The following is a 14481-nucleotide window of genomic DNA, read 5'->3' on the forward strand; positions in this document are numbered from 1 at the left end:
CGCTGGCCGAGCAACTGCGCGCCGAGGCGGCGGCCGGGCTGCGCAACCGCGTCGCGATGCGGCGCGCCCAGGCATGAGGACAGGCCGATGGACAGGATAGACACGGTAGTGATCGGCGCCGGCGTGGTCGGCCTGGCCGTCGCCAAAACGCTGGCCGAGGCCGGGCGCGAGGTGGTGATCGTCGAAGCGGAGCGGGCGATAGGCCAGCACGCGTCCAGCCGCAACAGCGAGGTGATCCACGCCGGCCTGTACTATCCGGCCGGCAGCCTGAAGGCGAAGCTGTGCGTGGCCGGGCGGGACGCATTGTACCGCTATTGCGCCGAGCGGGCGGTGCCGCACCGGCGGCTGGGCAAGCTGATCGTCGCCAGCCGCCGCGGCCAGCTGGCCAGGCTGGATGCATTGGAAAAACAGGCGCGCGCCAACGGCGTGGACGACATCCGCCGGCTCTCCGCCGCCGAGGCCCGCGCGCTGGAGCCGGCGCTGGATTGCGAGGCGGCGCTGCTGTCGCCGTCCACCGGCATCGTCGACAGCCACGCGCTGATGCTGGCGTTGCTGGGCGACGCCGAAGCCGCCGGCGCGCAGCTGGCGCTGGAATCGCCGGTGGAGGGCGGCGCGGTCACCGCCGACGGCATCGTGCTGCGCGTCGCCGGCATGGAGCTGCTGGCGGACAAAGTGGTCAACGCCGCCGGCCTGTTCGCGCCCGACCTCGCCCGCGCCATCGCCGGCCTGCCCGTCGATGCGGTTCCGAAAGCCCGCTACGCGCGCGGCGTCTATTTCTCGCTGCAGGGCCTGGCGCCGTTCTCGCGGCTGATCTACCCGCTGCCGGAAGCCGGCGGCCTGGGCAGCCACCTGACGCTGGACCTCTCCGGCCAGGCGCGCTTCGGCCCGGACGTGGAATGGGTGGACGGCGTCAACTACCACGTCGACCCGGCGCGCGCGGCCGCTTTCTACCACGCGGTGCGCGCCTGGTGGCCGCAACTGCCGGACGGCTCGCTTACGCCCGGCTATGCCGGCATCCGCGCCAAGATCGCCGGCCCCGGCGAGCCGGACGCCGACTTCGTCATCCAGGGGCGGGCGGTCCACGGCGCCAAGGGCCTGGTCAATCTGTTCGGCATTGAGTCACCGGGGCTGACCAGCTGCCTCGCCATCGCCGAGGAGACCCGCGCGCGGCTGCTGGGCTAGCCCGGCCGGGCGTTGACGGGCGCGGATGCAAATCGCTTACAATCAGCCGCAATACGCGGAGAAACAACAAGAATGCTGATTCTGAATCAACGTCAACAAGAACTGCTGGACATGGTCAAGCGCGAGAGCTACGTCAGCGTGGAAAAGCTGGCCGACCATTTCGCCGTTACCCGGCAGACCATACGCCGCGACATCGCGCTGCTGTCCGAACACCAGCTGCTGCAGCGTTACCACGGCGGCGCCAGCGTGCTGTCCAGCGTGGAGAACGTCGCCTACCAGGCGCGGCAGGTGCTGTGCATCGAGGAAAAACGCCGCATCGCCGCCTGCGTCGCCCGCCACATCCCGGACAACGCCTCGCTGTTCATCAACCTGGGCACCACCACCGAAGAAGTGGCCAAGGCGCTGCACCGCCACCGCGGCCTGAGGGTGATCACCAACAATCTGCACGTGGCCGAACAGATGTGCGACTACCCGGACTGCGAAGTCATCGTGCTGGGCGGCTCGCTGCGCAAGCGCGACCGCGGCCTGACCGGCGAGGCGACGGTGCAGATGATCCGCCAGTTCCGCGTCGACTACGGCATCATCGGCGTGTCCAGCATCGAATCCGACGGCACGCTGCGCGATTACGACTACCGCGAGGTGCGCACCACCGAGGCCATCATCCAGCAGTCCCGCCAGGTGTTCCTGGCCGCCGACCACAGCAAGTTCGACCGTCCGGCGCTGGTGGAGCTGGGCCGGCTGTCGCAGATCGCCGCGCTGTTCACCGACAAGCCGGTGCCGCCGGCCATCGCCCGCGTCATCCAGGAATCCGGCACCCAGCTGCACCTGGCGGAATGAACGCCTGCCGCCGGCCCCAAGGCCGGAAAGACAACGGCTCCGCGGGCCGGAATACTCTGCAAGATTTTGTTAGCGCGTCTTATTCCGCTACGTGATTTTGCTATGCTGAAGCATCGATTCCTCTCCAAGGCAGGTGCGCCATGCAGCCCACTCTTGGCGCGCAGGCGAGCAGCATGCTGTACCGCGACGCTTCCGGCCGCTACTGCGCCAGCCTGGCCGGCTACCGCCTGCTGAGCGCGTTCCAACCCATCTTCTACAAGGGCGGCAGCCTGTTCGGCCATGAGGCGCTGTTGCGCGTGGTGGACGAAGGCGGCGAGTGGCTGGCGCCGGACCGCTTCCTCGCCTCGCTGACGCCGGACCTGGCGCTGGAGGCCGACCGCCTGGCGCGGCTGATCCACGTGCGCAACTTCGCCCAGAGCGGCCAGGGCGGCTGCCTGTGCCTGAACCTGATGCCCGCCACCGTGCAGGAAGACCAGAGCGGCCGCACCCACCTGCCGCTGCTGACCAGCATGCTGCAAAGCGTGGAGCTGGACAGCGGCGGCGTGATCTTCGAGCTGCCGGAGTTCGAAGTGGAGCACCATGGCCAGCCGCTGCTGAACGGCATGCGCCACGCGGCGGAAATGGGCTTCGGCCTGGCGGTGGACGATTTCGGCGCGCTGCCCTCCCGCCGCGACAGGATGGGCGAACTGAGCCCGGACATCATCAAGATAGACCGCAGCCTGCTGCTGGACCACATGGCCGGCCAGACGCAAAGGCTGCCGGCGCTGCTGGAATTCGGCTGGCAGATCGGCAGCCGGATGCTGGTGGAAGGAATAGAAACCGCCGAACAGCTGGAAGCGATGCGCGCGCTGGGCGTGGAGCTGTACCAGGGCTATCACCTGGGCAGGCCGGGCGAGCTGGCGGTGGTCCGCCAGCTGTAGCCGCTCCGGTCCAGCCCCAGGCTGAGCCAGGCCAGCAGCGCCAGCGCCGCGCCCAGCCACAGCGGCGCGCGCAATCCCCACCCGGCGTCCAGGCACAGGCCGCCGGCCCAAGCGCCGAACATCAGCCCCAGGTTCACCACCGCCATATGCAAGCTGTTCACCATCGGCCCCGTTCCGCCGGCTCGCACCACCCGCGCCACCATCGCCGGATTCATCGGCAAGCCGGCCAGCCCCAGCAAGCACACCCCGGCCACGGCCAGCGCCTGCCATTGCGCGCCCAGCGCCAAAGCCAGCATCACCAGCAGCAGCGTCAGGACGCCGCCCTGCAGCACGCGCCGGGTGTGGCGGTCGGCCAGCCGGCCGGTGACCAGATTGCCCAGCACCGTCGCCGCGCCGTAGACGCCGAACAGCAGCGGCACCATCGCCGGGGAAAAACCGCTGACGCGCAGCAATAGCGGCGCGAGATAGGTGAAAACGGCAAACACCGCGCCGATGATCAGGCCGCTGGACAGATAGGCGGCCCACAAGGCCGGCCGCGCCAGCGCCCGCCATTCCACGCCGGCCTCCTGGCCAGCGGGCTTGTCTCCGGCCGGCGCCGCCGCGGCGATGCCCAGCATCGCCAGCCCCACCAACGCCGCCACCAGCCAGAACGCCGGCCGCCAGCCCCAGTGCCGGTCCAGCAACGTCGCCATCGGCAGGCCGGCCACCGAAGCCAACATCAGGCCGTTCAGCACCAGGCCGGCGGCGCGGGCGATGCGGTCCATGCCCACCAGCTCGCCGGCCAGCGCCAGGGCCACGCCGAAGAAGGCCGACTGCGCGACGCCGCAGACGATGCGCGACGCCAGCATCTGCGGATAGCCGTCGGCCGTCGCGCCGATCAGCTGGCCGATCAGGAACACCGCCAGCAGGCCCAGCAGCGCCGGCTTGCGCCGGACCGCGCGCAACCGCCAGGTCAGCAGCGGCCCGCCGACCACCACGCTGGCGGCGAAAGCGGACACCAGATTGCCGACCTCGGCCAACGAGGCGTGGAAGGCCGAGGCCAGCGACGGCATCATCCCGGCCACCATGAATTCCGAAGTGGCCATCGCGAAAATGCACAGGCCGAGCAGATAGATGGCGGCGGGTAGCGGCGGCGCGCCGCGGCGTTCGGGATGCGCTGTGGTTGTCGGCATGGCGAAGCTCCTTAGGGTTGAAACCCCCGATGCTAAAAGCGCGCTCATGACGGATAAATGGGCTAGCATGCCGCTTATAACGGAATCTATTTCCGTAATCATGGAAAAATCATGGACCGAATGAGCGGAATCGAGCTGTTCGCCCAGATCGCGCGCCAGGGCAGCCTAGTGGCGGCCGGCCGGCAGCTGGGCCTGTCGGCGTCGGCGGTGGGCAAGGGGCTGGCGCGGCTGGAACAGCGGCTGGGCGCGCGACTGGTCCACCGCAGCACGCGGCGGCTGGCGCTGACCGCCGAAGGGCAGCAATACCTGGCGCGCTGCCTGCGCATCCTGGAAGAGGCGGAAGCCGCCGAGCGCGAGTTGCAGCAGGGCCTGGCGACGCCCAGCGGCCGGCTGAAGGTGGGCGTGCCGCACGAGAGCGGCCTGCTGACGCCGCATCTGGCCGACTTCATGCGCCGCTACCCGCAAGTGGCGCTGGACCTGGACTACAGCGACCGGCTGGTGGACGTGATAGGCGAGGGTTTCGACGTGGTGGTGCGCGGCGGCGAGCCCGGCGACTCCCGGCTGGCCGCGCGGCGCTTGGGCAGCTACCGCATGCGGCTGCTGGCCTCGCCCGGCTATCTGGCCGAATACGGCGCGCCGCGGACCGCGCGCGATCTGCAACGCCACCGCTGCCTGCATTACCGGCTGCCCCACAGCGGCAAGCTGCTGCCGTGGCCGCTGGTGGGCGCCGAGGGGGAGGACGCGTCGCCGCCGGTCAGCGCCAGCTGCAACACCGGCGAGGCGCTGATCGAGCTGGCCGCGCGCGGCATGGGCATCGTCTGCCTGCCGGACTTCTCCGTCCGGCGCGAACTGGCCGCCGGCGCGCTGGTGCGGCTGGACGCGCCCGCGGTGGCGCGCAGCGGGAACATGTATCTGCTGTGGCCGGCGACGCCGGCGATGCCGCCGCGGCTGCGCGCCTTCATCGACCACATGGCCGAGCGGGTGTTCGCGCCGGCAGCCGAAGAACGTCAATGAAAAATGCCGCCCGTGGGCGGCATCGATGCAGCGGCAGCGGGGCGCTTAGCCGGCGCTCAGCTGGCAGGCCTCGCGTGCCAGCGCGGTGATGCGGCCCCAGTCGCGGGCGGCGATGGCATCGTCGGGAGTCAGCCAGCTGCCGCCGACGGCCAGCACATTGGGCAGCGCCAGGTATTCCGGGGCCTTCTTGATGTCGATGCCGCCGGTCGGGCAGAAGCGCAGGTCCGGGAAGGGGCTGGCCAGCGACTTCAAGAGCTTGACGCCGCCTACCGCCTCGGCCGGGAACAGCTTCAGCGTGTTGAAGCCTTCATCCTGCGCCCACATCGCTTCCGACGGGGTGGCGATGCCGGGAATCAGCGTCAGGCTGGACGCGCGCGCGGCCGAGGCCAGCTCGCCGGAGAAGCCCGGGCTGATGCCGAACTGGGCGCCGGCGTCCACCGCCGCCTCCAGCTGGGCGCGGTTGCGCAGCGTGCCGGCGCCGACGATGGCTTCCGGCACTTCGTCGCGCATGCGGCGCATCGCCGCCAGCGCGGCCTTGGTGCGCAGCGTCACTTCCAGCACCTTGATGCCGCCGTCCACCAGCGCGCGGGCCAGGTCCACCGCCACCGCGGCGTCATTGACGATGATCACCGGAACCACCGGGCCCTGGCGCAGTACAGACAATGCATCCATTTCTATCTCCTGTTGGCGGACGGCGCTCAGTCCGCGCCGCCTTGCTGAATTATGCGGGCCGCGCTCAGTTCCAGGCCGGATGGCGGAAACTCATCGCGCCGGCCTCGGCCTCGTCGGCTCCGTGGCGGAACACCGCGAACAGCTCGCGGCCCATGCCGTAATCGTTGTGCGACAGATCGACCTGGACCTGTTCGCGCGCCGCCCACTCGGCGGCGTCCACCAGCGCGGACAGCTCGCCGGTGTGCGCGTCGACGCGGATCAGGTCGCCGTCGCGGACCTTGCCGATGGCGCCGCCGGACAACGCTTCCGGCGACACGTGGATGGCGGCCGGCACCTTGCCGGACGCGCCGGACATGCGGCCGTCGGTCACCAGCGCCACCTTGAAGCCGCGCTCCTGCAGGATGGTCAGCGCCGGGGTCAGCTTGTGCAGCTCCGGCATGCCGTTGGCGCGCGGGCCCTGGAAGCGGATCACCGCGACGAAGTCTTTTTCCAGCTCGCCGCGCTTGAACGCCGCCAGCATGTCGTTCTGGTCGTGGAACACCACCGCCGGCGCTTCCACCACGCGATGCTCCGGTTTCACCGCCGACACCTTGATCACCGCGCGGCCGATGTTGCCGGCCATCAGCTTCAGGCCGCCGTCGGCGGAGAAGGGGTTGGACGCCGGGCGCAGCACGCTGTCGTCGCCGCTGACCGCCGGCGCGTCGCGCCACTTCAGCTCGCCGTTGTCCAGCCACGGCTCCTGGGTGAAATGCGACAGGCCGCGGCCCATCACCGTGCCCACGTCCTCATGCAGCAGGCCGGCGGACAGCAACTCGCGGATCACGAAGCCCATGCCGCCTGCGGCATGGAAGTGGTTCACGTCGGCCTTGCCGTTGGGGTAGGCGCGCACCAGCAGCGGGATCACGGCCGACAGTTCGTCGAAATCGTCCCAGTTGACGTCGATGCCGGCGGCGCGGGCGATGGCGACGATGTGCATGGTGTGGTTGGTGGAGCCGCCGGTGGCCAGCAGGCCGACGATAGCGTTGACGATGGATTTCTCATCGATCATCTCGCCCACCGGGGTGAACTGCTCGCCCTGGGCGGCAATCTTCGCGCCCTGGACGGCGGCGGCGCGGGTCAGCGCCTCGCGCAGCGCGGTGTTCGGGTTGACGAAGGCGGCGCCCGGCAGGTGCAGGCCCATGATCTCCATCAGCATCTGGTTGGAGTTGGCGGTGCCGTAGAAAGTACAGGTGCCGGGGCCGTGATAGGACTGGCACTCGGACTCCAGCAGCGCGTCGCGGCCAACCTTGCCTTCGGCGTACAGCTGGCGCACCTTGGCCTTCTCGTCGTTGGCGATGCCGGTGGTCATCGGGCCGGCGGGAACGAACACCGCCGGCAGATGGCCGAAGGTTAGGGCGCCTATCATCAGGCCCGGCACGATCTTGTCGCACACGCCCAGATACAGCGCGGCGTCGAACATCTGGTGCGACAGCGCGACGGCGGTGCTCATCGCGATCACGTCGCGGCTGAACAGCGACAGCTCCATGCCTGGCTGGCCTTGCGTCACGCCGTCGCACATCGCCGGCACGCCGCCTGCGAACTGGGCGGTGGCGCCGGCCGACAGCGCCGCCTCCTTCAGCCAGGCCGGAAACGCGGCCAGCGGCTGGTGGGCCGACAACATGTCGTTGTAGGAAGATACAATCGCCAGATTGGCCCGGTACTCTTCCTTCAGGTGGATCTTGACGGTGTCGGGCATCGCCGCGAAGGCGTGGGCGAGGTTGGTGCACGACAGCTGGGCGCGCTCCACCCGGCCCTGCTGGGCGGCGGCGCGCACGCGGGCCAGGTAGGCGTCGCGGCGCGCGCGGCTGCGCGCGACGATGCGGTCGGTGACGGCGGACAGGGTGGGATGCAAGGCCATGATGACATTCCGTAATTGGATTTGAAACTGATGGTAGTTTTACTACACTCAAAATGCAAGGTTCGCTACGCGCCGCCCGTGGCGGCTCAAGGCGACTATCCTATTTCTTCTCAAGGATTTCCAGCGGAAATAGCCGTTTTTTGCGCCAAGGCAAATGGTGTTGCAAAAGCGGCCACATCGTCTGTACCGACGTAGACAGCACGATGGCGAATGGTAATATAACTACATCTAATACACTTAACGAGATGGAAGATCAGGATGGAGACTCGTTCTACCCCTACTCCGGCCTTTGACATGGTGCTGTTCGGCGGCGCCGGCGACCTGGTGATGCGCAAGCTGCTGCCTTCATTGTATCAGGCGCACGCCGCCGGCCTGCTCAACGAGCAAGGCCGCATCCTGGCGCTGGGCCGCAAGGACCTGAGCCGCGACGACTACCTGGCTTCCGTCGAAAAGCAGTCCCGCATCCACATCAAATCGCACTTCGACGATGCCGCCTGGCAGAGCTTCTGTAGCCGCATCGACTACCTGCGCGTCGACGCCTCCCAGGCCGCCGACTTCCCGGCCCTGGCCGAGAAAATCGGCGACGACGCCGGCAAGGTGGTGGTGTGCTACCTGGCCACCGCGCCCAATCTCTTCGCCGGCATCTGCGAGAACCTGGCCGCCGTCGGCCTCAACCGCCCCAATGTGCGGGTGGTGCTGGAGAAGCCGCTGGGCACCGACCTCGCCTCGTCCAACGAGATCAACGACGACGTCGCCCGCTTCTTCCAGGAAGAGCAGCTGTACCGGATCGACCACTACCTGGGCAAGGAGTCGGTGCAGAACCTGATGGCGATCCGCTTCGCCAACGCGCTGTTCGAGCCGCTGTGGCGCCGCGAATGGATCCACGATGTGCAGATCACCATTTCCGAAGAACTGGGCGTCGGCAGCCGCGGCGATTTCTACGACGGCACCGGCGCGCTGCGCGACATGGTGCAGAACCACCTGCTGCAGCTGCTGTGCATCGTGGCGATGGAGCCGCCGGCCAATCTGGAGGCCGACGCCGTCCGCGACGAGAAGCTGAAAGTGCTGAAGGCGCTGCGCCCGTTCGCCGAGCAGGACGTCGCCGCCAAGACCGTGCGCGGCCAGTACAAGGCCGGCGCCAGCGGCGGCCAGCCGGTGGTGGGCTACCAGCAGGAAAACGGCATCCCGGCAGGCAGCCAGACCGAGACCTTCGTCGCCATCAAGGCCGAGATCGACAACTGGCGCTGGGCCGGCGTGCCCTTCTTCCTGCGCACCGGCAAGCGGATGCAGGAGCGCCTGGCCGAAATCGTCATCAACTTCCGCGACGTGCCGCACCAGGTGTTTTCCGGCCCGCTGGGCGGCAGCCACCACGCCAACCGGCTGGTGATCCGCCTGCAGCCCGAGGAAAGCATCCGCCTGTACTTCCTGGCCAAGGAGCCGGGCGACACCATGCGCCTGCAGCCGACCTACCTCGACCTGGACTTTTACAAGGCGTTCAAGGTGCGCCGCGCCGACGCCTACGAGCGCCTGCTGCTGGACGTGATCCGCGGCAAGCTGGCGCTGTTCATGCGCCGCGACGAGCTGATCGAGGCCTGGCGCTGGGTGGAGCCGATCATGGACACCTGGGCCGCCAGCACCAACAGCCCGCCCAAACAGTACACCGCCGGCAGCTGGGGCCCGGCCGCGTCCAGCGCGCTGCTGTCGCGCGACGGCATCAGCTGGCACGAGGAGTGCTGACATGAACTGGCTGGAATTCCCCGACGCCGCGCAGCAGACCGACGCGCTAGCCAACAGCGTCGCCGCCCGCTTGGCGGCGGCCATCGAAAGCCGCGGCAGCGCGGCGCTGGCGGTATCCGGCGGCAAGTCGCCGATCCCGCTGTTCAAACTGCTGTCCGAGATGGCGATAGACTGGGCGCGCGTCACCGTCAGCCTGGTGGACGAACGCTTCGTCGCCCCCGACCACGCCGACAGCAACGGCGCGCTGGTGCGCCAACACCTGCTGCAGGGCCGCGCCGCGATCGCCCGCTTCCTGCCGCTGGTGCGCGCCGTCGCCAACATCGACGCCGAAGTGGCGGCCGACAACCGCGACTTCATCGCGCCGGACGTCGCCATCCTGGGCATGGGCGAGGACGGCCATACCGCCTCGCTGTTCCCCGGCGCGCCGGAACTGGCCGCCGGCCTGGACCCGGCCAATCCGTCGCCCTTCCTGGCGGTGACGCCGCTAACCGCGCCGCACCGCCGGGTGTCGCTGAGCTACGCCGCGCTGCTGCAAGCCGGCTGCCTGATCCTGTCCATCCAGGGCGCGAAGAAGCGCGAAGTGCTGGAAGCCGCCGCCGCCGGCCCCGACGACGCGCTGCCGATCAGCCATTTCCTGGCCCAGGACAAGGTGCCGCTCGATGTCTACTGGTCTGCCTGAAGCCTGGCCGCGGCTGCTCGGCGACGTCGGCGGCAGCAACGCCCGCTTCGCGCTGGAAACCGCGCCTGGGGTGATAGAAGACATCCTGACGCTGTCCAACGACCGCTACCCGACGCTGGAGGACGCGCTGCGCGACTATCTGGCCCAGGTCGGCGCGCGCCGCGTCGCCCACGCCGCGATCGGCATCGCCAATCCGCTGAACGGCGATCAGGTGGCGATGACCAATTGCCACTGGACGTTTTCCATCGAAGCGACGCGCCGCGCGCTGGGCCTGACCACGCTGCTGCTGCTCAACGATTTCACCGCGCTGGCGCTGGCCCTGCCCAGGCTGCCGCGCGGCGAGCTCTCAAGGATAGGCGGCGGCGAGCCGCGGCCTGACTCGCCGCTGGCGCTGATCGGCCCTGGCACCGGGCTGGGCGTGTCGGCGCTGGTGCCGCACGCCGGCGGCTGGCGCGCGCTGTCCGGCGAGGGCGGCCATACCTCGTTCGCGCCGGCCGACGAGCGCGAGGTCGGCATCTGGCGCTATGTCTCGGCCCGCTTCGGCCACGTGTCGCACGAGCGGCTGTTGTCCGGCTCCGGCCTCAGCCTGCTGCACCGGGCGCTGTGCGCGCTGGACGGCGCGGAAGAGCTCGATCTGGCGCCGGCCGAAGTCAGCGCCCGCGGCCTGTCCAGCGCCGACGCGCGCTGCCGCGAAACGCTGGAAATCTTCTGCGGACTGCTGGGTTCCGCGGCCGGGAATCTGGCCCTGACGCTCGGTGCCCGTGGCGGGGTATACATAGGTGGTGGTATTGTGCCGCGTTTGAGCGGTTTTTTTGAACAATCCCCATTTCGCCGCCGTTTCGAGGACAAGGGGCGGATGTCGGCCTACTTGGCCGATATCCCGGTTTACCTGATCACCAGCGCCTACCCGGCCCTGCCGGGCGTGGCCGCCCATCTGGCGGACCATCTGGCGCCGCGCGACCCGGCCCCGGTGGACACGACCACCCATCCTCGCGGCGGCACCGCAGGAGACATGCATGCTTGATCGCATTCGCGGCCAGCTGGAACAGCTGTCCTCGGCCGAACGCAAGGTGGCCGATCTGGTGCTGGAGCAGCCGTACACCGTGATCCAGGCCGCCGTCGCCGAGATCGCCAAGAACGCCGGCGTCAGCCAGCCCACCGTGATCCGCTTCTGCCGCACCGTCGGTTGCTCCGGCCTGCCCGACTTCAAGCTGAAGCTGGCCGGCAGCCTGGTGACCGGCGTGCCCTACGTCCATTCCAGCGTGCGGCCGGAAGACCCGACGTCCGAGATCGTGGCCAAGGTGTTCGACAACACCGTGTCGGCGCTGCTGAAGTGCCGCAACGACGTCAATCCGCAGGCGATAGAAGCGGCGGTGCGGCTGCTGACCGACGCCAACCGCATCGAGTTCTACGGCCTGGGCAACTCCGGCATCATCGCCGCCGACGCCCAGCACAAGTTTTTCCGCTTCGGCATCCCCACCGTCGCCTATTCCGACACCCACATCCAGATGATGGCGGCGTCGGTGCTGGGCCCGGACGACGTGCTGGTGGCCATCTCCAGCTCGGGCCGCACCATGGAGCTCTTGGACGCGGTGGACGTGGCGCTGGCCTCCGGCGCCAAGGTGATCGCGCTGACCACCAGCGGCTCGCCGCTGGCGCGCCGCGCCACCGTGTCCCTGATCGCCGACACGCTGGAAGACAACGAAACCTACAGCCCGATGATTTCGCGCATCGTGCACCTGGTGCAGATCGACATCCTGACCGTCAGCGTGGCGCTGCGCCGCGGTCCGGGCCTGATCCGCCAGCTGGAAAAGACCAAGCACAGCCTGAAGAACCGCAGGCTGGACAATAAACAACAGGAATAGGACGAGACATCATGAGTGAACTGACCGAACTGCCGGCCTGGCAATCCCTGTGGGACCATTTCGCCGAGGCCAAGCACCTGCACATGCGAGATCTGTTCGCCGCCGATCCCGGCCGCGCCGAACGCTACTCGCTGGAAGTGGGCGGACTGTTCCTCGACTATTCCAAAAACCGCATCACCGACGCCACGCTGCTGGGGCTGATGGAGCTGGCGCGCGAAGCCGGCCTGCCGTCGCGCATCAAGGCGATGTTCAAGGGCGAGAAGATCAACCGCACCGAGGACCGCGCGGTGCTGCACGTGGCGCTGCGCAACCGCACCAACTCGCCGATCCGCGTCGACGGCGCGGACGTGATGCCCAAGGTCAACTCGGTGCTGGAGCGGATGGGCAAGTTTGCCCACGCGGTGCGCTCCGGCGACTGGCTGGGCTACACCAACCAGCCGATCACCGACATCGTCAACATCGGCATCGGCGGCTCCGACCTCGGCCCACTGATGGTCTGTAGCGCGCTGAAGCCCTTCGGCCACCCGCGGCTGAACATGCACTTTGTCTCCAATGTCGACGGCGCGCAGCTGAAGGAAACGCTGAAGAAGGTGCACCCGGAGACCACGCTGTTCGTGGTGGAGTCCAAGACCTTCACCACCCAGGAAACGCTGACCAACGCGCTGACCGCGCGCGAGTGGTTCCTGGCCCGCGCCCGCGACGAAAAGGCGGTGGCCAAGCACTTCGTCGCCGTGTCCACCAACCAGAAGGCGGTGGCCGATTTCGGCATCGACCCGGCCAATATGTTCGAATTCTGGGATTGGGTCGGCGGCCGCTACAGCCTGTGGTCGGCCATCGGCCTGCCCATCATGCTCTACCTGGGCGAAGAGAACTTCACCGAGCTGCTCAACGGCGCCCACATCATGGACCAGCACTTCATGAACGCGCCGTTCGAGCAGAACATGCCGGTGCTGCTGGCGATGATAGGCGTCTGGTACATCAACTACTACGGCGGCGGCAGCCACGTCATCGCGCCGTACGACCAGTACCTGCACCGGCTGCCGGCCTTCATCCAGCAGCTGGACATGGAGTCCAACGGCAAGAAGACCATGCTGGACGGCCAGCCGGTCGACTTTGAAACCGCGCCCATCATCTGGGGCGAGACCGGCATCAACGGCCAGCACGCCTTCTTCCAGCTCTTGCACCAGGGCACCCACATTTCGCCGATCGACCTGATCGCCTCGCTGGAAAACCGCTCCAGCCTGCCGGGCCATCACGAAATCCTGCTGGCCAACGTGTTCGCCCAGGCCGAAGCCTTCATGCGCGGCAAGACCGCCGACGAGGCGCGCGCCGAATTGGCGGAGCAGGGGCTGAAGGGCGCGGCGCTGGACGATCTGGTGCCGCACAAGGTGTTCGACGGCAACCGCCCGACCAACACCCTGCTGATGAGCCGGCTGGACCCGCGCAACCTCGGCTCGCTGATCGCGCTGTACGAGCACAAGATCTTCGTCCAGGGCGTGATCTGGCACATCAACAGCTTCGATCAATGGGGCGTGGAGCTGGGCAAGCAGCTGGCCAAGACCATCCACGCCGAGCTGACCGGCAAGCTGGACCAGGCCGAGCACGACAGCTCCACCCGCCGGCTGATCCAGCTGTACCGCAAGGTCAACGGCTGAGCCCTCCGCCGGCATCGAAAAAAGCTTCCGTCATCAGGCGGGAGCTTTTTTATTTGGCCAACGTCGGGATATCCCTGATTGTCGGACAGATGAATCGCTGGTGAAATGGCGGCACAAGTCTGAAAAAAATAATGGACTGGTAGATTCATCGGGATGAGTAAGCTCTGCAGTACCGCGCTGGCCGGCTTCATGCTAGCGAGCAGCCTGGCCGGCCATGCCGCCGGCCAGGTTTTCCGCATAAACGGCGATTCCGCCGCCCCCCTGACCCTGCATGGCACAGTGATCGGTCCCGTGCGCTCCGGCAGCAAGGCCGAAGGCACGCTGTTCCAGGCCTATCACCTGAAGCTGGACCACCCGCTGCGGCTGGACGACGACGGCGCCTGCGGCAAGCAGGAAATGCGCAGCCTGGCGCTGAGCCAGCAGGACATGGCCAGGCTGAAAGGCCGCGCCGTCACCGTGCGCGCCCGCGCCTTCTGCCAGGAAGACCGCGCCGGCAGCTACCGGCTGGCCGACATCATCGTGCTGTGAACAGGCCCGCCAGCGCCCGCGCGGCGGCCGCCGCGTCGGCCGCTTCGAATATTCCCCCCACCACCGCGACCGCGTCCGCGCCGGCCTCGACCACTCGCGCCGCGTTGTCCGGCGCGATGCCGCCTATCGCCACCGCGTTGGCGCCCAGCGCCGCCGCCTCGGCGAACAGCGACAGCGGCGCGGCGGCCGCGTTCGGCTTGGTCCGCGACGGAAACACCGCGCCGAAGGCGACGTAGCTGGCCCCGGCGGCCAGCGCCGCGCGCGCCAGTTCGATGCGGTCGTAGCAGGACGCGCCCACCACCGCGTCCGCGCCCAGCCGGACG

At 68.5% G+C, this 14481-nt stretch carries 14 protein-coding genes; 10 read left to right on the top strand and 4 right to left on the bottom strand.

What is annotated here, in order from left to right:
- From LQR33_RS21170 to LQR33_RS21180, 3 genes are all read left to right on the top strand, one after another.
- The coding region (locus LQR33_RS21170; protein WP_269326302.1) for an NAD(P)/FAD-dependent oxidoreductase at positions 1–1182 on the top strand (1182 nt) is incomplete at its 5' end.
- Between the two features lie 72 nt (positions 1183–1254).
- Positions 1255–2019 carry a DeoR/GlpR family DNA-binding transcription regulator gene (locus LQR33_RS21175; RefSeq protein ID WP_166438780.1) on the top strand — a complete coding sequence of 255 codons (765 nt, stop codon included), beginning with the start codon at positions 1255–1257 and terminating at the stop codon, positions 2017–2019.
- Positions 2020–2159: 140 nt separating this feature from the next.
- Entirely contained in the window at positions 2160–2939 is a 780-nt protein-coding gene (locus tag LQR33_RS21180) for an EAL domain-containing protein (protein WP_231470324.1), read from the top strand.
- On the opposite strand, the gene LQR33_RS21185 is transcribed toward LQR33_RS21180, so the two are convergent.
- Positions 2894–4111 carry an MFS transporter gene (locus LQR33_RS21185; protein ID WP_221667510.1) on the bottom strand — a complete coding sequence of 406 codons (1218 nt, stop codon included), beginning with the start codon at positions 4109–4111 and terminating at the stop codon, positions 2894–2896. The two genes, LQR33_RS21180 and LQR33_RS21185, sit on opposite strands and share 46 nt — an antisense overlap.
- Positions 4112–4222: 111 nt before the next feature.
- Here LQR33_RS21185 and LQR33_RS21190 point away from each other — a divergent pair, with 111 nt between their 5' ends.
- Complete coding sequence (locus tag LQR33_RS21190) at positions 4223–5125, top strand: LysR family transcriptional regulator (RefSeq protein WP_231470325.1); 903 nt, start codon at positions 4223–4225, stop codon at positions 5123–5125.
- 45 nt (positions 5126–5170) lie between these two features.
- Here LQR33_RS21190 and LQR33_RS21195 read toward each other — a convergent pair whose 3' ends face one another.
- Positions 5171–5797, bottom strand: coding sequence for a bifunctional 4-hydroxy-2-oxoglutarate aldolase/2-dehydro-3-deoxy-phosphogluconate aldolase (locus LQR33_RS21195; RefSeq protein ID WP_231176463.1), 627 nt, complete (start codon positions 5795–5797; stop codon positions 5171–5173).
- A 64-nt stretch (positions 5798–5861) separates the two neighbouring features.
- Entirely contained in the window at positions 5862–7694 is a 1833-nt protein-coding gene (gene edd / locus LQR33_RS21200) for a phosphogluconate dehydratase (RefSeq protein WP_231470326.1), read from the bottom strand.
- 258 nt (positions 7695–7952) lie between these two features.
- On the opposite strand from edd, the gene zwf reads away from it, so the two are divergent.
- The 6 genes from zwf (at position 7953) to LQR33_RS21230 (ending at position 14158) form a co-directional block, all read left to right on the top strand.
- Positions 7953–9431: a glucose-6-phosphate dehydrogenase gene (gene zwf, locus LQR33_RS21205; protein WP_166438774.1), complete on the top strand. Its 1479-nt coding sequence runs from the start codon at positions 7953–7955 to the stop codon at positions 9429–9431.
- A 1-nt stretch (position 9432) separates the two neighbouring features.
- Positions 9433–10110: a 6-phosphogluconolactonase gene (gene pgl, locus LQR33_RS21210; RefSeq protein WP_231470327.1), complete on the top strand. Its 678-nt coding sequence runs from the start codon at positions 9433–9435 to the stop codon at positions 10108–10110.
- A complete protein-coding gene (locus LQR33_RS21215; protein WP_231470328.1) occupies positions 10091–11134 on the top strand; it encodes a glucokinase in 1044 nt (347 codons plus the stop codon). Before pgl ends, LQR33_RS21215 begins: the two co-directional genes overlap by 20 nt.
- Positions 11127–11975, top strand: a complete 849-nt coding sequence (gene hexR, locus LQR33_RS21220; protein WP_021478900.1) for a transcriptional regulator HexR — start codon at positions 11127–11129, stop codon at positions 11973–11975. The genes LQR33_RS21215 and hexR overlap by 8 nt, the downstream gene beginning before the upstream one ends.
- An 11-nt stretch (positions 11976–11986) precedes the next feature.
- Entirely contained in the window at positions 11987–13630 is a 1644-nt protein-coding gene (gene pgi, locus LQR33_RS21225) for a glucose-6-phosphate isomerase (RefSeq protein WP_166438771.1), read from the top strand.
- 153 nt (positions 13631–13783) lie between these two features.
- Positions 13784–14158 (top strand): hypothetical protein, encoded by a 375-nt coding sequence (locus LQR33_RS21230; protein ID WP_231470329.1) that lies wholly within the window; start codon positions 13784–13786, stop codon positions 14156–14158.
- Here the strand turns inward: LQR33_RS21230 and LQR33_RS21235 are convergent.
- The coding region (locus LQR33_RS21235) for a thiamine phosphate synthase (protein WP_231470331.1) at positions 14145–14481 on the bottom strand (337 nt) is incomplete at its 5' end. The genes LQR33_RS21230 and LQR33_RS21235 overlap by 14 nt on opposite strands.

It is taken from the genome of Chromobacterium piscinae (assembly GCF_021129175.1).
Taxonomy (GTDB): domain Bacteria; phylum Pseudomonadota; class Gammaproteobacteria; order Burkholderiales; family Chromobacteriaceae; genus Chromobacterium; species Chromobacterium piscinae.